Origin of the sequence: Nostoc sp. UIC 10607 (genome assembly GCF_047228265.1) — a bacterium.
GTDB classification, from domain to species: Bacteria; Cyanobacteriota; Cyanobacteriia; order Cyanobacteriales; family Nostocaceae; genus Nostoc; species Nostoc foliaceum_A.
In genome coordinates this window covers 16,081-39,444 of the sequence record NZ_JBIQNW010000035.1, presented here as the reverse complement: position 1 = coordinate 39,444, position 23,364 = coordinate 16,081, and the positions used below count along the sequence as shown (strand labels likewise).

The 23,364-nt window shown below is 41.9% G+C and carries 17 protein-coding genes and 1 pseudogene; 11 read left to right on the top strand and 7 right to left on the bottom strand.

Features of this window, described 5'->3' with window-relative positions; translation table 11 throughout:
* Window positions 1-73 precede the first annotated feature (73 nt).
* Window positions 74-1,351 carry an adenosylhomocysteinase gene (gene ahcY / locus ACEYW6_RS24030; protein ID WP_179071452.1) on the top strand — a complete coding sequence of 426 codons (1,278 nt, stop codon included), beginning with the start codon at window positions 74-76 and terminating at the stop codon, window positions 1,349-1,351.
* A gap of 100 nt (window positions 1,352-1,451) precedes the next feature.
* Here ahcY and ACEYW6_RS24025 read toward each other — a convergent pair whose 3' ends face one another.
* Window positions 1,452-2,204: an HNH endonuclease gene (locus tag ACEYW6_RS24025; protein WP_412981734.1), complete on the bottom strand. Its 753-nt coding sequence runs from the start codon at window positions 2,202-2,204 to the stop codon at window positions 1,452-1,454.
* A 459-nt stretch (window positions 2,205-2,663) separates the two neighbouring features.
* Between ACEYW6_RS24025 and ACEYW6_RS24020 the strand changes: the two genes are divergently transcribed.
* Together ACEYW6_RS24020 and ACEYW6_RS24015 are read left to right on the top strand one after the other, a co-directional pair.
* Window positions 2,664-3,080 carry an element excision factor XisH family protein gene (locus ACEYW6_RS24020; RefSeq protein ID WP_412981733.1) on the top strand — a complete coding sequence of 139 codons (417 nt, stop codon included), beginning with the start codon at window positions 2,664-2,666 and terminating at the stop codon, window positions 3,078-3,080.
* Window positions 3,068-3,403 carry a XisI protein gene (locus ACEYW6_RS24015; protein ID WP_412981732.1) on the top strand — a complete coding sequence of 112 codons (336 nt, stop codon included), beginning with the start codon at window positions 3,068-3,070 and terminating at the stop codon, window positions 3,401-3,403. The genes ACEYW6_RS24020 and ACEYW6_RS24015 overlap by 13 nt, the downstream gene beginning before the upstream one ends.
* A 120-nt stretch (window positions 3,404-3,523) precedes the next feature.
* Here the strand turns inward: ACEYW6_RS24015 and ACEYW6_RS24010 are convergent, their stop codons facing one another.
* The gene (locus tag ACEYW6_RS24010; protein WP_412981731.1) at window positions 3,524-4,771 is read right to left on the bottom strand and encodes a bifunctional sterol desaturase/short chain dehydrogenase; all 1,248 of its coding nucleotides are present in this window, start codon (window positions 4,769-4,771) and stop codon (window positions 3,524-3,526) included.
* A gap of 264 nt (window positions 4,772-5,035) precedes the next feature.
* Here ACEYW6_RS24010 and ACEYW6_RS24005 point away from each other — a divergent pair, with 264 nt between their 5' ends.
* Together ACEYW6_RS24005 and ACEYW6_RS24000 are read left to right on the top strand one after the other, a co-directional pair.
* Entirely contained in the window at window positions 5,036-5,473 is a 438-nt protein-coding gene (locus tag ACEYW6_RS24005) for a hypothetical protein (protein ID WP_412981730.1), read from the top strand.
* Between the two features lie 695 nt (window positions 5,474-6,168).
* Entirely contained in the window at window positions 6,169-6,987 is an 819-nt protein-coding gene (locus tag ACEYW6_RS24000) for a PEP-CTERM sorting domain-containing protein (RefSeq protein ID WP_412981729.1), read from the top strand.
* A gap of 139 nt (window positions 6,988-7,126) precedes the next feature.
* On the opposite strand, the gene ebsA is transcribed toward ACEYW6_RS24000, so the two are convergent.
* Window positions 7,127-7,501 carry a type IV pilus biogenesis protein EbsA gene (ebsA, locus tag ACEYW6_RS23995; protein WP_190893651.1) on the bottom strand — a complete coding sequence of 125 codons (375 nt, stop codon included), beginning with the start codon at window positions 7,499-7,501 and terminating at the stop codon, window positions 7,127-7,129.
* 622 nt (window positions 7,502-8,123) lie between these two features.
* Between ebsA and ACEYW6_RS23990 the strand changes: the two genes are divergently transcribed.
* Complete coding sequence (locus ACEYW6_RS23990; protein WP_412981728.1) at window positions 8,124-9,530, top strand: glycosyltransferase; 1,407 nt, start codon at window positions 8,124-8,126, stop codon at window positions 9,528-9,530.
* 66 nt (window positions 9,531-9,596) lie between these two features.
* Here ACEYW6_RS23990 and dnaX read toward each other — a convergent pair whose 3' ends face one another.
* Entirely contained in the window at window positions 9,597-12,200 is a 2,604-nt protein-coding gene (gene dnaX, locus ACEYW6_RS23985) for a DNA polymerase III subunit gamma/tau (protein WP_412981727.1), read from the bottom strand.
* Between the two features lie 385 nt (window positions 12,201-12,585).
* Here dnaX and ACEYW6_RS23980 point away from each other — a divergent pair, with 385 nt between their 5' ends.
* A complete protein-coding gene (locus tag ACEYW6_RS23980; RefSeq protein ID WP_412981755.1) occupies window positions 12,586-13,272 on the top strand; it encodes a hypothetical protein in 687 nt (228 codons plus the stop codon).
* A gap of 298 nt (window positions 13,273-13,570) precedes the next feature.
* Window positions 13,571-17,434 (top strand): tetratricopeptide repeat protein, encoded by a 3,864-nt coding sequence (locus ACEYW6_RS23975; protein ID WP_412981726.1) that lies wholly within the window; start codon window positions 13,571-13,573, stop codon window positions 17,432-17,434.
* Between the two features lie 58 nt (window positions 17,435-17,492).
* On the opposite strand, the gene recR is transcribed toward ACEYW6_RS23975, so the two are convergent.
* Both recR and ACEYW6_RS23965 read right to left on the bottom strand, forming a co-directional pair.
* On the bottom strand, window positions 17,493-18,050 hold the full coding sequence (recR, locus tag ACEYW6_RS23970; protein ID WP_199344772.1) for a recombination mediator RecR: 558 nt from the start codon (window positions 18,048-18,050) through the stop codon (window positions 17,493-17,495).
* Between the two features lie 238 nt (window positions 18,051-18,288).
* Entirely contained in the window at window positions 18,289-18,639 is a 351-nt protein-coding gene (locus ACEYW6_RS23965; RefSeq protein WP_412981725.1) for a histidine triad nucleotide-binding protein, read from the bottom strand.
* A gap of 221 nt (window positions 18,640-18,860) precedes the next feature.
* On the opposite strand from ACEYW6_RS23965, the gene ACEYW6_RS23960 reads away from it, so the two are divergent.
* From ACEYW6_RS23960 to ACEYW6_RS23950, 3 genes and pseudogenes are all read left to right on the top strand, one after another.
* On the top strand, window positions 18,861-20,387 hold the full coding sequence (locus ACEYW6_RS23960) for a glycosyltransferase family 39 protein (protein WP_412981724.1): 1,527 nt from the start codon (window positions 18,861-18,863) through the stop codon (window positions 20,385-20,387).
* Between the two features lie 182 nt (window positions 20,388-20,569).
* A complete protein-coding gene (locus ACEYW6_RS23955) occupies window positions 20,570-22,516 on the top strand; it encodes an amino acid transporter (protein WP_412981723.1) in 1,947 nt (648 codons plus the stop codon).
* A 29-nt stretch (window positions 22,517-22,545) separates the two neighbouring features.
* Window positions 22,546-23,152 (top strand): annotated as a pseudogene (locus tag ACEYW6_RS23950) (Uma2 family endonuclease).
* Here ACEYW6_RS23950 and ACEYW6_RS23945 read toward each other — a convergent pair.
* Complete coding sequence (locus ACEYW6_RS23945; protein ID WP_412981722.1) at window positions 23,149-23,325, bottom strand: hypothetical protein; 177 nt, start codon at window positions 23,323-23,325, stop codon at window positions 23,149-23,151. The pseudogene ACEYW6_RS23950 and the gene ACEYW6_RS23945 sit on opposite strands and share 4 nt — an antisense overlap.
* Between the last annotated feature and the right edge of the window lie 39 nt (window positions 23,326-23,364).

Below are 23,364 nucleotides of genomic sequence, written 5' to 3'. Positions count from 1 at the left end.
CGCCAGTCGTAGAATAACCTAGTAGAGTGCGTAAAATTTACGTAGCTTTTTTAATTTTTTGAGGTAACTTTTGATGACCGCAACTTCTCCCCGATTAAAGCACGAGGTTAAAGACCTCGGCCTAGCTGCCTTGGGAAGACAGCGCATTGAATGGGCTGGACGCGAAATGCCAGTTTTGAAGCAAATTCGCGATCGCTTTGCGATTGAAAAGCCTTTCGCTGGTTTACGCCTTGTAGCTTGCGCCCACATTACAACAGAAACAGCACATTTGGCGATCGCTCTGAAAGCCGGTGGTGCAGACGCGCTTTTAATTGCTAGCAACCCTTTATCAACTCAAGATGACGTAGCAGCTAGCCTCGTCCTCGACCATGAAATTCCCGTCTTTGCTCAAAAAGGCGAAGATAACGAAACTTATAACCGCCACGTCCAAATAGCTTTAGATCATCGCCCCAACATTATTGTTGATGATGGTAGCGATGTGGTTGCAACTTTGGTACAACAACGCCAACATCAAATCGCTGATTTGATTGGTAGCACCGAAGAAACCACCACCGGCATCGTGCGGTTACGCGCCATGTTTAGAGAAGGCGTTCTCACCTTCCCCGCAGTCAACGTCAACGATGCTGACACCAAGCACTTCTTTGATAATCGCTATGGTACTGGGCAATCTACCCTAGATGGCATTATCCGCGCCACAAATATTTTGTTGGCTGGTAAAAACATTGTCGTCGTCGGTTATGGCTGGTGTGGTAAAGGTACAGCCCTCCGCGCTCGTGGGATGGGTGCTAACGTCATCGTCACCGAAATCGACCCCATCAAGGCAATTGAAGCCGTAATGGATGGCTTCCGCGTCCTGCCAATGGCAGAAGCTGCACCCCAAGGTGATATTTTTATCACTGTGACTGGTAACAAGCACGTCGTTCGCGGTGAACACTTCGATGTGATGAAAGACGGTGCGATCGTTTGTAACTCCGGTCACTTTGACTTGGAACTTGATTTGAAATACTTGGCTGCACAAGCTAAGGAAATCAAAGAAGTTCGTCCTTTCACCGAAGAATATAAGTTGAAAAATGGTAAATCAGTTGTCGTTCTTGGACAAGGACGCTTGATTAACCTAGCTGCGGCTGAAGGACACCCCAGCGCGGTAATGGATATGAGTTTTGCCAACCAAGCTTTGGCTTGTGAATTCCTGGTGAAGAATAAAGGGAAATTAGCCCCTGGTTTGCACTCAATTCCTGTTGAAGTCGATCAAGAAATTGCTCGATTGAAGTTACAAGCTATTGGTATCACAATTGATAGCCTAACAGCAGATCAAATTGAGTACATCAATTCTTGGACAAGTGGAACTTGATACATTGATTAGTTGATTTTTTGAGGGATAGGCTTTTGGGCTTATCCCTTTTTTTATTAGTAAAATATCAATTACTCATCTTCCAATCACATGTACTTAATTATTGAGTTAAACAACAACCTTCAGTAAACTTAGAACTGTTTGCCATTCCTTCATGCAATACTACTTTCCAGTGATTGTTGGAAAATCTATCCCTTAAACGTTCAGCTTCTTCTAATAAAAATTGTCTCACTCGCTCAATGGATTTTGCTTTTATGTGTGTTTTAATACTAGATTGTGTTTCTGATAATACTTCTGGTGAATACTTGCGAAATCTTTCTAGCAATTTTAATTTAGTATAATGTGATTTGATTAAACAAAATTGACTATCAGAAATACCACTTGTTTGCATTAAAGAATATTCTGCAATTGGGACATCATCCTTGTAAGAAATAGAAACATTTAAATAACGCTCAGATATCAAATTATCATAATATAAATTGATTATTTGTCTTTTGCCTTCTAAATTATTAATAAATACGTTAGATTTGTGCTTATTACAGGTATCGCAGCAAGGCAATAAATTTAAAGAGAAAACTGCAAAATCGGGAAAAATGCTTCTTGGCAAATAGTGGTCAAATGTATTAGCAGAACCGATCCCACAGTACTGACATTGACTACGTATAGGCAAATTCTGTGACTCTATAATATCAGCCAAAAGTCTATTCAGTGGATTTGTCTTACCTAAATAACAATCTTCTAAATCTTCTTTCTCTAATCCGGTAAAACCTATTGGATACATTACTGAAAGGTCAGATATAGAATCACAATAAATTTTATAATAATTACAGATTTCTGGAGCTATTCTTTTCAAACGTTCTCCTCTTTCTAATCTTTTAGCTGAAGCTATATCATTAAATACCTGATGCGGTATTCCATATCTTGCCCAAGAGAGACATAATCTTTATCTAATGAATCAAATATTTGACGTATATTAGTATCATATTCACTTATGTGCAAGTTTTTTATACTTTTCTTGAATTGCAAATTAGCATTATCATCATAATAATGCATATCAAAATAAGTCTTGTATCCATAATCATCCCAATTATCATAGAATAGTACAACACATGGATATTCGGCATTTTGTGGCGGTTTTTTGCCGCTGACTCGCCTTGCTTGCAACTTATAAAATTTCATTGCCAAAGAATAAGTAATTAGGAGTTACGTTATTTATGCATTTTATATAATTAAAGTCAATAATTTCTGCGCCTTTATACGAAACAAAAATCAAAAACTGTGCTAGTACATATTGTAATATAAATTTACCCCTATGCCAGCTAGAGACATTTACCATAATGCCGTTAGAAATGCCCTAGAAAAAGATAGTTGGCAAATCACCAAAGATCCATTTATTCTCAAATGGGGTACAAGAGATTTATATATAGACTTAGGTGCAGAAAAACTCATAGCCGCCGAAAAAAGCGGAGAGAAAATAGCAGTCGAAATTAAAAGCTTTATAGGTGCTTCTCCAGTCACTGACCTAGAAAATGCTTTAGGGCAGTATATCTTATATTACGATATTCTTACTCGCTTAGAACCTGTTCGTCGCTTGTATCTGGCTATTCGTCAAGAAAGCTACTCAGAACTATTTCAAGAACCAATTGGTAAAATATTATTAGAAAATCAACGCCTTTGTTTACTTGTCTTCGACTCAAAACGAGAGGTGGTACTGCAATGGATACCTTAGATAATTATCGCCAAATCATTCAAAAAATATTAAACGAATACGCACAGCTACCCTACGCCTACGGAGAGCTAGAAAGACAACTAATTATAGACCAAACCGCTAACCATTACCTACTACTAACATTAGGCTGGGAAAATAATCAACGGGTGCATGGTTGCTTAGTCCATATTGACATCATTAACGATAAAATCTGGATTCAAAGAGACGGTACAGAATACGGTATAGCCAACGAACTTGTTAACGCTGGTATTCCTAAAAATCAAATTGTTCTCGCCTTCCAACCAGTCGATATCAGACAGTTCACTGAATTTGCAGTTACTTAATTAAGTGTAATTTAGTAGGTGCGTTACGCTGTCGCTAACGCACCCTACGAAAGTTGTAGGTTCTCAAGTCTAAGATCCTAAACTATTTGAAATAGTCACTGGCTTATAATCTGGCAATTATTAACTTTTCGCTGTTCGGCTGAAGACTCGATAGTATAGTGACGTACTAGTTTCTTTTAAGGGAAACAGCAAATAGGTGAGAGGATTTATTGCCACAATAATATTTCGGAAGTCTCGCCGCGCAAAAAATAAGATAGCACGAGCAACTTGCTGTGCAGACATCACTCCATAAGGATTAAGTTGACTCTTAAACGGGCCAAGAATTAACTTGCGAATTACGCAATCCCCGTTCAAACGCTTGAGGGTAACAATCTCTCCTAGCGATCGCTTGCTGAGTTCATAAAGCGGACTCAACGCTGGAGAAACCTCAGCCTCAGAAGTGTTTACCCAGATTTCCTTGGTTGCTTTTGCTTGTGGGCCTGTTACAGTTGTCAAAAATATATCCATCAACCGCAATGCTGAAAAGGTATTCACTTCATAAGAAGAGTTGATAGCCTCCGGTGTGCGACTGGCATAGACATTGATCCCGTGGTTGATAATTAAAATATCTACTTTCTCTAAACTATTCCTCAGTTCGGCTTCGTTACCCAACTGCCAGGGAACCACCTTCACCCCAACTTGTTCTACTAATTTTTCTGGATTAGTGGTTAATGCCACAACTTTAGCATTATTCTTTACAAGTTCAGCCGCCAACGCTTGTCCCAACGCTCCTGATGCTCCGGTTAAAGCGATGGTTTTACCCTTGAGAGACAGTCCTGTGCCAAGAATTTTATCCACTAGGGGAAAGACACCACTGTAATAAGCGTTGACATCATCAAAATGATGCCGCCAATGGTAAGACCGATTTACCCACCAAATGGATGGAATTGTTTCTAAAGGGCCGGGTAGGTGGTTGTAGTCTGTATCAATTTTTCCCTGGAAATATCGCACAGACGCGCCATACAAGAAGGTGAAACCATAAGCTACTCCTAGCCATAACCCCATTTGCTGGACAATTAAGGCAATTACCACCAATACCACCAGCAATAAACTCGACTCTAAAATGTCGTGATAGAGCTGGGATTCTTGATAAACTTTCAGGGAAACTATTGATAAATCGCGGCGATAAGCCATGTGGTGCTTGTTGTGCCATTTAGCAAGCCAATTGACTTGGTGACACAAAGCATGGTAACTGTCTCTCAATACCTCAGCGAGTAAAAGTGAGAAGAGTGCCCAACTAGCAAACTGCAAGCTGGCATTTAGCCAAACCCAATTAATTTGTAATTTTGCCTCAATTCCAATCAAGTTTTCAGCTAGCATTTTTATCATGTTTGTCTATACTCGTTTTTCTTAATCATTCTTCATGATCTGATAAAGGTGCGTTAAGGTCGAGTCTAGAGCAAATTAAAATCAAAGGAAATAGGGAACAGGTGACAGGTGGCAGAGGAATGAGGAGTAGGCAGGGATAGTAAAATGTAACTTTTGTTGTAAAACAGGATGAAAAACAATTTGTCTTGAGTTGTCAGCAACCTAGCTTTGTGTCCTCCGCCCACGGCACATTGACGAGGCTTGGTCTGTTGAGTCTCAAAGTATATGCTGCTAAAGCTGGGCATTAGACCATCAAATGCTTTCCGGTTCAATCAAGTTAATGCCCGCAACAGTCGATCTTGCTTCAGCACACCTTCAATATTCAGCATCATCCTTTGCCTAGCACTGCTGTCTATTCTCTCTTATTTCCCGACAACTCTAATCAACTGTTTCAGATATCCTAAACTAGTAAAAGATATAAACTCTATATTACAAAGAGAGCTGGCGGGTTATAAATTTGTCGGAGCTGTATTTACAGATATCACCAATGAGCAAAAAATTGAAATGCTTGAGCAAGCAGTAGATGATAAAAATTTTCCTGCTGTGTCCAGCCATTTGAAGCGCTCCCTTGCTTTAATGAGTGACAAGGAAAATTCTGACTATATAAACTCTATAAAAGAATCTATTTCTGCTGTTGAAAGTGTTCAAAAGCTATTACTGTAAAACCAAAAGCAACTTTAGGATAAGTCCTGAAAGTTCTAGAAGTTTCTAACGAGTTATATCCCGCTTTAAAAAATTCATTCTTAAACCTGTATGGACATAAGACCTCTTGCAAAAAGCACTTTTGCAAGAGGGGGAAAAGGTTAAAGGGGAAGGGGACAATACAGAACCTTTTCCCCTTCCCCCTTTCCCTTTTCCTGACTTATGCAAGAAGTCTATACAAGTGATGAGGGAGGTATCAGACATGCTATGTTGACTGAGCCTGATCTAACTATTGCTTATGCAAAGTACTTTTTACTTTCATATACGTCTTTCATAAATTACCTGAAATCGAAGATTTAGAGCGCGATCGCTTTTTGGTTATATTTTGGGATATGAGGAGCGATTATCTTCGACACGCTCCGCGATCGCCTTGTTTCTTTGTGTAGAGATGAGAAGGAAGAAATTCTGAGTTGTACTAAATATTAGAGGTTGTAATCTAAGAACCACTTAGATAATTTAGTTTAAAAAACTGGTGATAAATTTGGTTTAGGCAGAAGCACAACCCTGCAAAATGTTCCCGCTTCCGATGACAATATTTTTTGCTATCGATGAAACTTACATCGCAAACTTGGGAATAATAAATCGTGCCTGAGAAATATTTGAAATGAATCTCGGCAGATTAGGTGTGTTTTCTCATTGGCGATTAAAGGAGCAAATTGTTAATAAAAGAGAGTTCATCAGGGATTAAGCTAGGCTGTGCAATTGTTAGCAGCACTTGTTTAGCAGCAGTAGCGATCGCTTTAAACGGAGCGAGTGCTTTTGCTGCTCAATTCATCACAATTCAAAGCACTGGCACATTATCAGGAACTATCGAACTTCCCAGAAATAATCCCAATTTCAATAACAGTATTACTCGTATTGATACGGATGACACTGGAACTTATTACCGGAACTTAGGTACTAATAATAATCCTAATTATGTTCCTGTATACCAGTCAGACTATTTACAGGTAGAAACACGCTCTGATGGAAGTCTGCATTACTTTGTTGACTTTAAAGGTATTCCCTTTGTCTCTTTCGATGGTGTTCTCACATCGCCAGTTCTCTCTGGTGGTCAGTTGACACCCTATAAATACCAAGGACAATTGGCAGGAACCACATTTCAAGGAGTAGTTCAAGATGAATTTAATTTCATAAAAGCCTTATACACTGGTACTGTAACTGACCCAGGCACCGGAAAGCAGTATCAAGGCACTTTTGAAGTGAGTGGATATGGGGTACGATATAGCGATCGCAATGGTAGTTTAACTCCCACAGTCTTTGATTTTCAGTCCGATATCCCAGGTTTGCCAAGTGTAAGAACCTTGACCATCACTAATGCTACCTTGGCGAATTTAAGAATTAAAGTACCTATAGATGAGACTTCTATTCCAGAACCCGCTAGTGTTTTGGGAACCTTTCTAGTAGCTGGTTTTGGTATGGTTTTGAAAAGAAAAAAAGACATCTGCTTTAAAAGGATGTTTGAAAAGCCGTAAAGTATACTAAAAAACCCTCTTTCGTTCTTGAGAGACTTTGAAATAGCATTCCCGCACTTCGTGCTGTTGCACGAAGTGCGGGAATGGGGTTTAGGTTTCTAAACACGAGCCGAACTGGCAAAAGCCCAGCTGAATTTAATCAATCATCTATACGCAGTAGTTTGCGGTAAAACGGCTGTGAAAAATCAGTCGCACGATGACGTTTATAGTTATCCATAAGTTCAATTAAAAAATTAATAAACTCGAAACTAGCCATCATCAGTTCATAACTCAGGTCAGCGTTGCCATCAAACTGGATTCGGCAACGGGTTAAGTCTGAGGGTAAAGTCGCAACATTCCAGGAGGCGACAAAGGGGACATGTTCACTGGCTTCTATTTTCCGGTGTCCCTCCAAGACCCCTTTTTGATAGAGACTGATGGCATAAGGTAAGAAATTGCGCTTAGTACCTTGAACATAAGGTAAGTAAACACTGGCTTGTTGTTGAGTGGCCGGCTGGAGTTGGTCAATAGACATTGTTCAATATTCCTCAAGTTAGTTTGCAACTGGGGATATTAGTGGCTGTTAGTAGTATTCCCAAAAGATGTGTCTAAAGCACATAGTAGGAAGTGGGGAGTAGGAGAAAATTCCTCTCCTCTGCCCCCAGCCCCTTTGCCTCTTCCCAATGCCCCATGCCCAATAAATGAAGTTACTGCTAAGAAATATTAAAATTTCGGTTAGAATAATGCTGCATTAACTTTTATCGAAACGGAGAGCAATAACATAAAAAATCCCCACTGTAAAGTTGTGGATGTTATTATTGCTGTTTCTCCCAACAACAAGCTGCTGCTACCTTGCTATTACTCTTTGCCCAAACCGGAGTTTTCATTAGAGAAAGTCCGACTCTACAAGCTTCCTGCCCAAGTGGCTATTAAAGGAATCAAGCCTCTGTTTAAGAGTAGCTAACGTGGTTAATGCGAGGTAATTACGCAGAGTGGCGGTGACAACAAAGGTAGTCCCAGCGGCTTTTGGCTTAGGGATAGCGGGTATTGCAGTTTGCCCATTCCGATTAATATCGGAAAAAGTAGCTTAGGGATATTTGTCCGTAAAATTACTAACTGTAGACAAATAGTGGTTTTTGAATCAAGCAACCTAACCTATGCCAGCGAATTCCTGGCCCGAAGAAGATTCTTATCAAGAGCTTGATCCGCTCAACTCCTTGTTGTCTGACCTATCAGTAGATGAGGAGTCAGTGTTAGAGACAGATTCTATGTCTCTACCATCCCGGTTTCAAGGTCGTAGAGGCAAAGCCGCTCTAGTCTTGACTATCGTCTGGAGTGGCACGATCGCTCTACATTTAGTTTCTTGGGCTTCCATTTTTATTCTAGGACTGACCACCATTCTAGGATTTCATGCTTTGGTGGTGGTGTTTACTAAATCCCGTCGCTATCCAAAAGAAATACAGGGAGATTTGCCCTTTGTATCTGTGCTAGTGGCTGCGAAAAATGAGGAAGCAGTAATTGCTAAATTAGTCAAAAATCTTTGTAATCTGGAATATCCAGGTGGGCAGTACGAAATTTGGATAATTGACGATCACAGCAGTGATGGTACGCCGCATTTATTAGCAGAACTCGAACAGAAACATGACCAACTGAAAGTACTAAGGCGTTCAGCAGAAGCTACTGGTGGTAAGTCGGGGGCGTTGAATCAGGTACTGCCGCTAACAAAGGGCGATATTATAGCAGTATTTGATGCTGATGCCCAAGTGACACCAGACTTGCTGCAACAGGTAGTACCTTTATTTCAAAGAGAAAACGTGGGGGCGGTGCAGGTGCGAAAAGCGATCGCCAACGCTAAAGCAAACTTTTGGACTAAGGGTCAAATGGCTGAAATGGCCCTTGATACCTGGTTTCAGCAACAGCGGACTGCCCTTGGTGGCATTGGCGAACTGCGTGGCAATGGTCAATTTGTCCGGCGTTCAGCCTTGGAAAGCTGCGGTGGCTGGAACGAGGAAACCATTACGGATGATTTGGATTTGACAATCCGCTTACATTTGGATAAATGGGATATTGAGTGTGTTTTCCATCCAGCGGTGCAAGAAGAAGGAGTGACAAGTGCGATCGCACTCTGGCATCAGCGCAACCGTTGGGCAGAAGGCGGTTATCAGCGCTATTTGGATTATTGGGATTTAATTCTCAAAAACCGCATGGGAACTCGGAAAAGCTGGGATTTGCTGATTTTTATGCTGATTATGTATATATTGCCAACAGCAGCAGTCCCAGATTTATTAATGGCGATCGCTCGTCATCGTCCACCAATGTTAAGTCCCATCACAGGCTTGTCCGTTACTATGTCGATGGTCGGCATGTATACAGGTCTAAGGCGGATACGTCAAGAACCGAAATTCCCACTTTCAACGTATTTTCTGATGATCGTGCAAACGCTGCGTGGCAGTTTATACATGTTGCACTGGTTAGTCGTCATGAGCAGTACTACTGCTCGGATGTCGGTAAGACCAAAGCGCCTGAAATGGGTGAAAACCTTGCATACGGGGAATGGGGAATAGCCCCTTTGGGGAATTCAAAATTAAAAATTAAAAATGCAAAATTACCAAAAATAATTTTGCATTTTTTTATTCATCATCAATTTCTGATTCTTCTACCCATTCTGGTGTAGTTATGGAATCTGAGAATTCTGGGAAATCATCTGCAAAACGGATAATTTGTCCATTGAAAAATTCTGCTAGACGTTGAGCTGCGATCGCTACTTCGTCAGGTTCCCAATCAGTTGCGGGTGTTTGTTTTGGGGGTGGAGGCACAGTTTGCATCCCGTTTCCATTTACACCATTTCCATTTACCCCATTTCCATTTCTTCCTGCCAACTCGGTTTTTTGTGGTGCTGGTGGTGAATTAATTGGTTGTGTTACTGGCGCTGGAGGCGAAATTTGCTGGTTGTAACTGGGTGTGGGTGGTTGCTGAACGCGAGTAGAGTCTTTTGGCGGAGGATTTTTTTTAGCTGAGGTAGAGTTTGAAGAAATTCCTTTTTCTATATTTATCTGGATTTCACGCTGGAAAGTCTGCTGGAAAGCTGCCGTAATCATCGGTAGATAAGATTTCCCTTTGTCATACCATGCCTGTTTGATAGCAATTCGAGCCACAACACCGTCGAACTCGATAAGTTGGCTCATTTGACGCAGCATTTCTTGCCTTGATTTTGGCTGGAGGTTAGCAAGCACTTGTTGCCAAACCTGAGTTAAGTCATATTCTGCTTCCCCAACCACTTCTGAAGTTACTGGTTCAACGTTCACAGGTGACACAGGAACAGCTACAGGTTCTGGGGTTGGTGGTGAAACTGAGTTAGCAGCAGAATTGTGATTTGTTTGCCGTTCAACAGGGGGAGATGAAACGACGGGCTGATTGTGGGTAGCCGCTAGATGATGGTTTGCAGAATTATGATTTTTTTGCGGTTCAGCTACAGGTAAAGAAGAGACTGTATGATTTTGGGCAACTGCTGGAGGATAGTTTGGAGATACAACAGGTGTGTTAACTCGCGGCACAACACTTGGCGCTTGTGGCTGAATATTCGTCGCACTGGGTAACAACCCTAGTAATGTTACCTCCAGCCACAAACGCGGCTGGGTGCTGTTTTTAATTTGCACTTCCGATGTTCGCAGGTGTTGCTGTCCTGCCAAAATCATGCTTATATCAAAGTATTGAGCAAACTCAACCAGCGCTGTCCAGGTTTGCTGAGTACAAGCAACCAAATCGTGGCGATTGGGTGCGGTTTTAGCAATGAGTAAATCGCGGTAGAAGGCGGCGAGATTTTGCAGAAGAGTTAGGGGTTCTCGACCACGATCTAGAATTTTGTGGGTACAGTCGAGAACTGCTTCGGGTTTATCTTGAGCGATCGCATTTAGAAGCCCCAGTAAGTCCTGTTCACTCACTGTCCCAACCAAATCCCAAACTCTATCCGGTGTCACTTCACCCGCTAATAAACCCAATTGGTCAAGTAAACTTTCGGCATCTCGCAACCCTCCCTGAGAAAGTTGGGCTACCAGGGTGACAGCATCAAGTGAAATATGAATGTTCTCAAAAGATGCGATCGCACTTAAATGCTTAACCATCGCTTCTAACTGAATGCGTCTAAAATCAAACCTTTGACAGCGCGAAATAATTGTTGGTAATACCCGTTGCGGGTCTGTTGTCGCTAATACAAAAACTACGTGTCTCGGTGGTTCTTCTAGGGTCTTAAGTAGCGCGTTGAATGCCTGAGTACTGAGCATGTGGCAATTGTGTACCAAAAGTCCATTTGCCACAAAATTATGATTATCTGCTACTTCAATGTCATAAACTCGCTCAACCCCAGCGAGGTGAACAGATTCGACTGTCTCCAAACTTGTAATCCATCGAGGGGATGGAATATTGTTTAAGGTCTGCCAGCCATTTTCTACTGGTGCTTGCGCCCATCTGGATGTAGTGGTATGTTTTGCTTGTAAACTGGTGTCCGCTAGCAAATCTCCGGGTGCGTCCATCGATACCAAATTTGTAAATGAGGATGCCGCATCCACATTCACAGGGGATAGTATCTTCACTCCTTCTTTTACGTCCTTTGCTGGTAGCCATCCCTGGTTTGTCCCAATTAAATGATTACCCGTACATCTAATTTCTCGGTTAGTTGTCTTGATAACCAGGGTTTGCCGTTCTCCTTGATCTAACCACCTGACAACTTTCTTGAATTCCCACTTACCTAATGAGTCGTTGTAACTCAGAACCTTCTTGTCTTTAATTTTGGGATCATCAATTCTTTGAAGTCCCTCATCAGTCAAAACCAGAGAATCTCCAGTTAAGCACTCATCGATTACATAAACCTTGTAGCGGCACTGCACAGGAGCAAACTGGGCTTTTTCAATCAACTCACGGATATTATCAACACCAGTGTTGCTAGCGGCGTCGATTTCAATTACGTCTAAGGCGTAGCCCTTGGTGATCCCCTGACAAACGTCACACACGCCGCAGGGTGCAGCGGTGGGCTTGTCACTTTTGAGACAATTAAGGGATTTAGCCAGAATCCGGGCACTAGAAGTTTTCCCCGTACCTCTTGGCCCAGTGAATAAATAGGCGGGGGCGATTTTGGATGTGCCGATCGCGTTCGTGAGGGTGGTGGCGATCGCCTCTTGACCCACCAGTTCAGCAAAACTCTTGGGGCGATATTTGTGGTGCAGGGGTTCGTAAGACATGGAAAAATAGACTTCAATGCCTTTCAACGTGAATTAGTAGCACCGAGTCGAGTTTAGGATTCAACTATTTTAAACTCTCGTACCTGCTTTGTTTATCGATGTTGCCATAGCCCTTGCACTCAACTCATGCCGTAAATTTTGGCACTCAGGAAAGCAAGAAACCAGAGCTTATCCTCTACTATGATTTCAACATCAATGTATCGGAATTATAGCATATCATTTAGTACATTTGTTCTAATAAAGGAGTGGGAGCAGGTGAGAAGAACTCTTGACAAATGACAAATGACTAATGACAAATAACTATACATTTTATTGAATGAACTAGCGTCATCGTCCAGTGCGATCGCTACAATTTTAGGATAAGCAAAACTCGATGGTGCAGCAGATGCTCAAGCGGCTATTTCAATGGCTCAAAAAGCTTTTTCAGAGCTTGTTTGGTGGAAAACAGACTACCTCAAAATCAAGAGGAAATGTGAAAAAAGAACCAGCCCCACCCCTAAGCGATACGGATCTGGAATTTCTTTTCAACGAACTGTTGCAAGGAGTACATCAAGCACGAGGAGAAGAGTGGGCACGGAAGTGGTTGCATAATATTGAACATCGCATCTCCACTGAACGCTGGGTTGAGTGGTTAGGGCGCTTTGGCGACAAATTGCTTGCATCACCTACACCTAATAATGAAATGGCTGCGCGGTTAGTGCAACTGGGTGAGTTGGGCATCGGGGAAATTGCAGATGTTGCCTATAGTATCGGGATGCAGTTGTTAACACGCAATCAAGGCGAACCAATTTGGGAATATGAAGGGCCAGATGCTGTTAGTACAAATTTGCCCTCTGAGCCAACTACCCTAGTATCAGAGTCAGCAGATGCACCAGAGAACCCCCCGGAGGGAGAATACCAAACTGTCACTCTAGAAGAGTTGTTTGTGATGTTGCAGGAAGATGAAAGCTTACGCCAGCAGATTGCTCAACAGCTTGCCGTTGAAACAGATGATCCACAAGTGCTTGTCCAGGCATTGATTAGTCAATTATATCCTGCTGGTCAATCGACTACAGAGCAAACAGAAAATTAACTGCTGCGTAGAGTCAACAGATTTTGGATTTGCGTTACCCACAAAAGGTGTTAACGTAGCAGGACGTTAGTCTGTTATGAACCAAAAGAATCTTAAATCTAAAATTGGCAAAGTCAAAATTCCAGAGTCGAATCTGGAAATTGTAACGTTGTAATGCTATGCTCTTGAAGATTTGTATATTTTTTGCTAACCTGCTACGGAAGCGCTGTCCGAATCTAATGGGTTTTTACGTAATTGATGATTTTTTTAACACAACGATGGCTACAATCTAGAAAAACAAAATCCAAGAGTGTGGCAGATGCTCAGGCGGATATCGCAGTCGCTTAAAAGGTTTTTAAAGCGCCTCATTGCAAGTCAGCAGACTAGTTCTCTCAAGGGTGCGAGAGGACACAACCTGGTAGAGGTACTACCAGAACTAACCAATGCGGATCTGGAACAATTGTTTATCCAATTGTTAGAAGGCGTGCATCAAGCACGAGGACGACAGTGGGCATTGAGGTATCTGCAACGGCTCGAAAATCGGATTCCGGCTGAACGCTGGATAGACTGGTTAGTGATGTTTGGTGAAAGCTTGCTAGCTTCACCTACACCAAATTCTCTTTTAGCAACACAGATGGTGCAATTGGGGGAACTTGGTGTTGGCAGAATTGGAGACGTTGCTTATGACATTGGTATCCGACTGATGCAAAACTCACCTACACAGATAGAGCATGAGGAGAATCAGGCGCAAGATGTAATCGAAACTACACCTACTCCTGGGCAAGAACTGATCCGTGATTTGGGCGAACAGTTATGGGAGTATGATGAGCCAGATGTTGGAGAAACTACTCCTGGACAAGAACTGATCCGCAATTTGGGTGAGCAGTTATGGGAGTATGATGAGCCAGATGTCGTAGAAACTATAACCGATGAAGAAATTCTCCCAAGTTCCCCTGGACAAGAGCTAATCCGCAATTTGGGTGAGCAGTTATGGGAATATGATGTGCCAGATGTTGAGCCAATAATGTCAGCACCTCAAAATGCCTCTTTGGAGGAAAGATTGCCCGATAACTTAGAGGAACTGGTATTAGAGTATGAACGGGAAGAGACCCAAGCCACAATATCAGAAAATGTCCCTCTCCCCGCTGCGGAAGATTCAATCACCTTGTTAACCCAACTGAGGTTCGAGGATGAAGAAGAAGTTGTTCAAATTACAACACCAACAAATCTCCTTTTCACTAGACAAAGGACTGAATTAGCAACGTCTCCCTCAGTGGAAATCTGGGATAACACTCTGACGAATTTAGAGCCAAATGTAGCTAATACCCTAGATGAATTGTGGGTGAGGTTGGATCAAAGTACCAATTTAGTCCAGCAACTTGCTTCTAACTTGGCAGTTCAAAGTATTAATTCCCCCGGTATTATTGAGCGACATAGTGATCATCCGATTACCCATGCTCAAGGTTGGTTTTACCAAGGTCTTCAGCAAGCTAAAACAGGTGATTTGTTAGGCGCGATCGCATCTTATGACCAAGCCATTGAACTTCAACCAGAATTCTCAGAATATTGGTTTAACCGAGGCTTGACGCTGTTCCATTTAGAACGTTTTGATGAAGCGATCGCATCTTACGAAACAGCCACACAACTGAAACCCGACTTCTACAAAGCTTGGTACAACCGGGGTGGAACTCTCGGAGAATTAGGATACTTTGAAGAAGCGATCGCTTCTTTTGACAAAGCCATAGAAATTAAGCCAGACTACCAAGAAGCTTGGTCTAGCAAGGGTTTAGCGCTGCTGAAATTAGGTTGGCTACCAGAAGCTATTGCTAGTTATGACCAAGCGCTACACTTGGAACCAGAAGACCAGGAAAACTGGTATCACCGAGGCATAGCCCTAGCTGTCGGCGAACAATTTGCAGAGGCGATTATATCTTACGACAAGGCGCTAGAAATTGACTCAGAATATCATGAAGTTTGGATAGACCGGGGTGTAGTGCTATTTAATTTAGGAAAGTGGTCAGAAGCGATCGCCTCCTGGGACAAAGCCCTGTCAGTTCAAGCCGACTTCTACTTAGCTTGGTACAACCGAGGTATAGCATTAGATAACTTGGGACGTAGACAAGAAGCGATCGCCTCCTATCGCCAAGCGATCGCCATCAAACCAGACTTCCACCTAGCTTGGTATAATCAGGCAGTAGCACTGTTTTATTTAGAACAATTTGCCGAAGCGATCGCTTGTTATGACAACGCTTTGCAAATTAAACAAGATTATTGGGAAGCTTGGATTGGTCGGGGAACTGCGATCGGTAATTTAGTCAACTCTGACGCATTGCTGAATTTGTCGAGTAGTATCACAGCGACAAATCCCGCCTTACAACAGGGCGGCTACGAGGGTAAATTAGCCAGCTACGAGGAAGGGTTAAAACATCTGCGGACAGATACCCACCCAGAAGGTTGGGGTAGATTGCATTTTGCGATCGCTAATACTTACTACGAGCAAGGCAAAAAACATACCAATACCCGCGATTATTGGCGTAAAGCCGCATCTGAGTACCATCAGGCACTGTTAACCCTTACACTAGAATATTTTCCCCAGTTGCACCTAGAGGTTTTACAATCTCTAAGCAAAGTGCTGATGGGCTTGGGACAAACAACACAAGTTCAAGAATTGCTGCAACGCGGTACAGAATTATTGCGACAATTATTGAGTGAAGAAACTCGCTCAGACGAAAGTAAAAAACAGCTAGCTTTAAAATTTGCAGGCTTTGATCAATTGGCAGTTGATTTAGCCGTAGAGTCTGGTGATTTGGTCGAAGCGTGGGAAATTGCCGAACAAGGTAAAAATGCTTGTTTAAACTGGCTGCTTTATGGCTGGAATGATAATATTTACTCACCTTACTATGGAGCAATTCAACAACTATTCAATCCCACAACAGCAATTATTTACTGGCATATTAGTCCAGTTGCCCTACATACTTTCATTCTCAAAGACCAAGCGCCATCGCCCATCCTCCTCTTTACACCCATGCAAGATACTGGGGTAATACCTTTAGGAGAAGACGCTATCCGTCTAAATGAATTGCCCCTACCTGAAGCAGTGCAACGCCTAATTGAATTTGAAGGTTGGCTAGAAGATTGGCATCAACAATACCAAGAATATCGCAGCAGCGCCCAAGACAAGGAAAGTAAAAGCCAGCATTCTTGGCGAGTTGATATGGAACAAAAGCTCTCACAGTTGTATGAAATTCTGAATATTTCCACAATTGCACAGGAACTCGAAGGCATCACCCAACTGGTTTTAATTCCTCACCGTGATTTGTACAGATTGCCCATTCATACCCTTTTCCATCTTTCTTCGCCATCACCGGAAGAGTTGCCGAATGTAGAGTCAAATTTCACCTTCACTTATCTACCTAGCGCCCAAGTAGGTTTATCAATAAAAACTGAAGATATTTGGCAGTGGCAAAATCAGTTATTGCTCAGTGTTGAACATCCTGATAATACAGCTTCCCCCGCACTGAAATTTGCCAAACTTGAGTCGGAAGTTGTTAGCCAGATGTTCAATAACATCCAACGAATTCAGGGTTCAGAAGCTACAAAAAATATTGTCGAAAATGCCTTATTTGATAATTACAATATCTTTCATTTTACGGGTCGTGTTACTAATAATTTAACTGAACCTAAAAAGTCAGAATTAGCATTAGCAGGTGAAGATAAACTTACTTTAGATGAAATCTGTCAACACAATCTAGCAAGTTACAACCTTATTACTCTGTCTGCCTGTGACAATTTAAATACTAGCAACCACACTATTAGCAGTGAATATGTGAGTTTAGTCAGTGGTTTTGTGAGTCAAGGTGTTCCTCATGTAGTAAGTACTCTTTGGAGTGTAGAATCTTCAGCTAGTGCCTTGGTCATGATAGAATTCTACCGACGATTACAGCCCAACAAATCAGCAGTTACTGCCTTAGCTGAAGCAACACGATGGCTAAAAGAACTAACTGCTGGAGAACTGACAAAATGGTATGAAGATGTTTTGAATAATCTGCATCCTGAGGAAGTCAGAATTCAAACTTATTTAGCAACACAACTATATAGAAATAGCAAAATGGCATCAGATAAAAATCTTTATAATCATCCTTACTACTGGGCAGCATTCATGATTACGGGTAAGCCGAATTAATCGTTTGAAACTTGTCAAAATAATTTGTAATTTATAATTCGTAATGCGTTTGTTGAACCTAATCTAACTCCCGTCGTCCTTCTAATGCCCTTGCTAGGGTCACTTCGTCGGCGTACTCTAAATCACCACCTACAGGCAAACCAAAGGCGATCCGCGTCACCTTGGTAAATGGTTTCAGTAGCTGACCGATATACAGTGTTGTTGTCTCCCCTTCTACACTCGGACTAATTGCGAGAATTACTTCTTGAGGTTTTTGCTGACTCACCCGCCGCTGCAAAGCCAGAATAGTCAATTGTTCTGGCCCAATTCCATCAATTGGAGAAATCACCCCACCTAAAACGTGATATTTACCTTTGTACTCGCGGGTTTTTTCCAGCGCAATCACATCACGAGGATCTGCTACGACACAGATAGTGTTGTTGTCACGGTTGGCATTGCGGCAGATTTCACAAACAGGTTCAGCAGATAAGTGAAAGCAAACAGAACACAAGCCTATCTGTTTTTTTGCCTCAATCAACGCCTGTGCCAAAGCTTCTACCTCTGCTTCTGGTCGCTTCAAAATATGCAAAGCCAGTCGTTGGGCAGATTTAGGGCCAACTCCCGGTAGGCGTTGCAATTGCTCAATTAACCGTGCTAAAGGACGTGCGTAAACCGTTGTCTTATCTCCAGGATGTTTTCACTTTAACTATGATGACATTTTTTGGGTGCTTCCATCTCTCTAGAATGGCTTGGCTGGTAGAAATAACAATCCCACGGCTTCAAGCAGTGGGAGCGTCAAATAAATATTCATTTATTATATACAGTGATTTTTTTAGTGATGAATCGCGTCTATAGACACAATTCATCCGGTTTTATCAACCAGGGGGCCAGTCTAACTGCCGCCCTCCCAAAATATGCAAATGTAAATGGTAGACCGTCTGACCACCATCATCACCAGTGTTGATAACAACTCGATAACCACTTTTCAGTCCAGCAACTTCTGCAACACGTTTGGCGGTTAACAAAAGATGTCCCAACAAAGCGTGATCTTGAGAGTCAGCATCAGCTAGTGTGGGAATGGGTTTTTTGGGAATGACAAGGATGTGAACGGGCGCTTGGGGGTGAACATCTTTGAATGCCAGGGCCAAATTATCCTCATAAACAATATCAGCGGGAATTTCCCGACGAATGATTTTGCTGAAAATCGTTTCAGTAGCTTCACTCATACTTAATCAACCTACTCATCTGCTAAAGATTTTAAAATTTTACTGTAGTGACTTGATCTTCTACCCAACAAAATACTCCTTAGTTATGATAAAGTCTTGCATAGAAACATTAGTCCCATCCCAGCATAGAGACAAAATCACAATCTATCACTCGACAATAGAGTGGGTTTTTCGTGTTTAGAAATTTGCATATTTTGTGTAGCAGTGCTTTGGAGGTTTGCGTGAAACAGTCAAAATACTATTTTATTGTTTTTATTATTATTATCATTAGCATATTTTTGCGTTTCTATTTGTTGCAAAATCAAAGTCTTTGGTTTGATGAAGGCTGGAGTCTAGCTTTATCTGATCGTACAACCTTTCAAGAGAATCTCTCCGCAATTGTAAATCGAGAAGCTGGTGACAAATACCAACCGCTTTATTATTTGGTCTTGTTCTATTGGCGTTCGGCTTTTGGAGATAGTGAATTTGCTATTCGCTCCCTCTCAGCTTTGTTGGGAGTCGGCTCAGTAATTGCCGTATTCTTTACTAGCCTACGTGTTTATGGAAAAAAACATGCCTTATGGTCATCCATGCTCCTAGCAGTTAGTTCTTTCAACGTATTTTACAGCCAAGATGCCAGACCTTATGCATTATTAATATTTATAGCATCACTTCAAATATATTTTTTTAGTTATGCAATGAGTGTAAATAAGAGTAATAAAATTATTTCACAATTGCTTTTTGCTATCTTTACTGCCATAGGAAGTTGTGGCAGTATTTTGTCAATAATCTTTAGCTCATCTATTTTTTTGTCTCATGCTATTGTTTATAGAAACTTAAAAGAATTAGCTAAATGGTGGATAGCTCCAGTAGTTTTTTCCTCCCCAATGATTTGGTTCTATTTATCTTCATCGGCTGTATCTGATCCAACGGCTACTGAGGTTACTCGGACTGGATTACCTATACTTCAAAACATTATGTTTGTGATCTACGGTATATTAGTCGGTACATCCTATGGGCCACCAATGGATAAATTACGCGATGATGAAAAGATAAATGTTTTACTTAGTTACTGGCCTGTTTTACTAATATTTATTATTGTCAGTACTGTGATTTTTATAGCTTTAGTAAAAAGCTTATTAATACCCAGTAAGAGAAAAAGATATCAACGGGCTGATTACTTTTTCACATCAGTTTTGTTCACATCATTTTTACTAAGCTTTCTGTTTGCCCTGGCAACCAAAATTAATTGGCTACCACGGCACTCTTTTTATCTATGTATACCACTTGTAATTCTGATACCATCAGCTTTTCTACACAATTACCAGCATAAAAATAAATTTACTCTAGCTCCTAAATTAACAAAGTTAGCTACAGTTACTTTGTTAAGTATGAATGTTTATTCAAATTTTCAATACTATTTAAATCCAGCTTATGCAAAAGATGACTACCGTTCGGCTGTTCGCTACCTTCTAGAAAATAGAAATGAATCCGCAAAATCTGTATTGTTATATGGACAGCCTAAATTACTCCGTTATTATGGAGATTCATCAACTACATATCTTACAAAAACTGTGAAAGGAAAAAATATGGCAGAAAAAGTTAGTATTTTGACCAAAAATGCAGATACAGTTTTTTTGATAGTTAATCGTGAATTTGATTGGGAACTCAAAGATGTTTTCAAAAAAGAAATGAGTTATTTATATAACTTGGAAGATCAGGCTGATTGGCCTTATATGAAAATATATCGATTCACAAAGAAGAAGTAAAAAAAGTTTAGATGATATTCTGCCTCGTTAAGTGTAGGTGTAGAAGATAGTGAGAAGCGTAGGTGTAGACATAACTGGCTGGAAATTTTGCAAATCGGACAGTAAGCTTAACCTACAATAATAATGTTATATCTTTGTAGCTCAAAAAAATCACAAAGCCGATTGTAACACAACCGTATTTGATGGCTAAATCAATTGTTTCAAGAAAACGGTTCAGCAGCCAGTTAATCGACTGGTTGCTTGAAGAAGATAGACGAGAGAAGGAAGGGCCTTACCGCAAGGAAGAACCACATCGCCAGCATTCTTGGTGGCAGGTGATGTGCTTGACTGGTGTAGATTATTTCTCGACTCTTGGCTATCAACCTGGGATTGCAGCATTGGCGGCTGGCGCTCTTTCTCCTCTAGCTACCCTGATTCTGGTTTTGCTGACGCTCTTTGGAGCATTGCCAATCTATCGGCGCATTGCTGCCGAAAGCCCTCATGGTGAAGGGTCGATCGCAATGTTAGAGCGTTTGCTGCCTTGGTGGCAAGGCAAATTACTTGTACTGTGCTTACTCGGCTTTGTGGCAACTGACTTTATTATTACCATTACCTTGTCAGCTGCTGATGCCACAGCTCATATCATCGAAAATCCACTGGCTCCAAATTGGCTTCACAATCAAACGATCGCAATCACCCTGATATTAGTTGCATTACTAGGCGCAGTTTTCTTAAGAGGTTTCCGGGAAGCGATTGGTATTGCAGTCGTTTTGGTGGGAGTTTATCTGCTGTTAAACTTTATTGTCGTTAGCGTCGGTCTGTATGAGATCGTAACTCACCCTGGAGCGATCGCTAACTGGCAGACTGCACTTTTTACCCGCCATTCCAATCCTTTGATACTAATCGGCATTGCTCTCTTCATATTCCCCAAATTAGCACTGGGATTGTCAGGTTTTGAGACTGGTGTAACCGTTATGCCCTTAGTCAGAGGTAGCAGCAACGACACCCCACACCATCCCAGAGGGCGGATTCGGAATACACGCAAGCTCCTCACAACTGCTGCTCTGATTATGAGCTTCTTTTTGCTGACCACCAGCTTTATAACCACTTTACTGATTCCAGCCGCAGAATTTGCATCTGGGGGCAAAGCCAATGGACGGGCCCTTGCTTATCTGGCACATCAATATTTAGGCAATGGCTTTGGCACAATTTACGATCTAAGTACTATTTCCATTTTGTGGTTTGCAGGTGCATCTGCAATGGCAGGGCTGCTGAATATTGTGCCTCGCTACCTACCACGCTATGGTATGGCACCCAATTGGGCACGAGCAACGCGACCTTTAGTGTTAGTCTACACAGCGATCGCATTTGTTGTCACAATTATCTTTAGAGCAAATGTGGAAGCGCAAGGTGGGGCTTATGCAACTGGTGTGCTTGTGTTAATCACCTCAGCCGCCTTTGCCGTTACCTTATCAGCCCACCGTCACCGAGAAAAGCGGGCAAGACTCGTTTTTGGAATTATCACACTGTTATTTTTATACACCACTATTGTCAATATTATCGAAAGACCAGAAGGGATTAGGATTGCTGGGTTTTTCATCGGTGTGATCATTTTTACCTCGTTGGTTTCTCGCGTTTGGCGTTCAACAGAACTGCGAGCAGAGCGGATCGAAGTTGACGAACTTGCTGCCCAATTCCTTGCTGAAGAGAGCCAAGGAGCAATACGACTGATTGCAAATCGATTGAATACGGGTGATGTCCTAGAGTATTTTATGAAAGAGAAAGAGGTACGCGAGGATAACCATATTCCGCCCAACGATCCAATCCTTTTTCTAGAAATTCAGGTATCAGATGCTTCAGAATTTGCGGATATCATCAAAGTAAAAGGGGTGCAAGTTGGTGATTATCGCATCTTGCGGGCTGAGAGTGCAGCAGTCCCTAATGCGATCGCGGCTTTACTGCTGTATATTCGTGACCAAACAGGTAAGATTCCCCATGCCTACTTTGGCTGGGTTGAGGGCAACCCCATACAATATTTACTGCGTTTTATCTTGTTTGGAGAGGGTGATATTGCTGTAGTTACCCGTGAAGTACTCCGTCGGGCTGAAAAGAATCCCCAGAGGCGACCTGGCGTTCATGTCGGGGGTTGAGTCAGCATCTTGAATGATTGAAGAGGGAAATGACATATATTTCCGCAAAAACCTTTGCATTTGGAAATTTTGTCTCTCAATACCGAGATAATCCCCGCTATGAATTGGCTGATGGAGAACTTATTGACATGGAACCCACTGGGCCATACGAAACGGTGAGTGGCAAAGTAGCAACCCAAATTGGTATTTACTTTGTTGCAGAACAACTCCCCTGGTTTATTCCTCGCACTTGTTTATATTTACCCCTTTGCAGATGCAGCTACAGTTCGTCGTCCTGATATCGTCGTTCTTGATGAAACCGTTCTCAACCGTGAACCTCTTTGGGAGCGAGAGCCTGTAATTACAATGGGACGATCCATCAAACTGGTGGTTGAAGTTGTTAGCAGCAACTGGGAAACTGACTATGCTCGCAAGGTTGAGGAATATGCCCTCTTAGGCATTCCTGAATATTGGATCGTAGATTATCGAGGATTGGGCGGTGTGGCATTCATTGGTAAACCCAAACAACCTACTTTCACTGTCTGTCAATTGGTTGAAGACACATATACTCAACAAAAATATCGGCTAAATCAATCAATTAACTCACCGCTTTTGCCTAGTCTGCAACTTCGCTTAGATGACATCCTGCCTCGTTAGGTGTAGGTGTAGCCCGTCTTAGACATCGCCTGCTTTAACCCTGTCATGAGAAGTGCGATCGCCTGTAGTAAAGTATTAGATGCGATCGCATGAAGCAAGAGTATGAATATTAAGGTGCGATCGCCTGTTTTAACCCTATCAACAGAAGTGCGATTTTCCAGAGGCGATCGCACACGTGGATAGGCTATTACATTGCTACATTTAAATCAGCT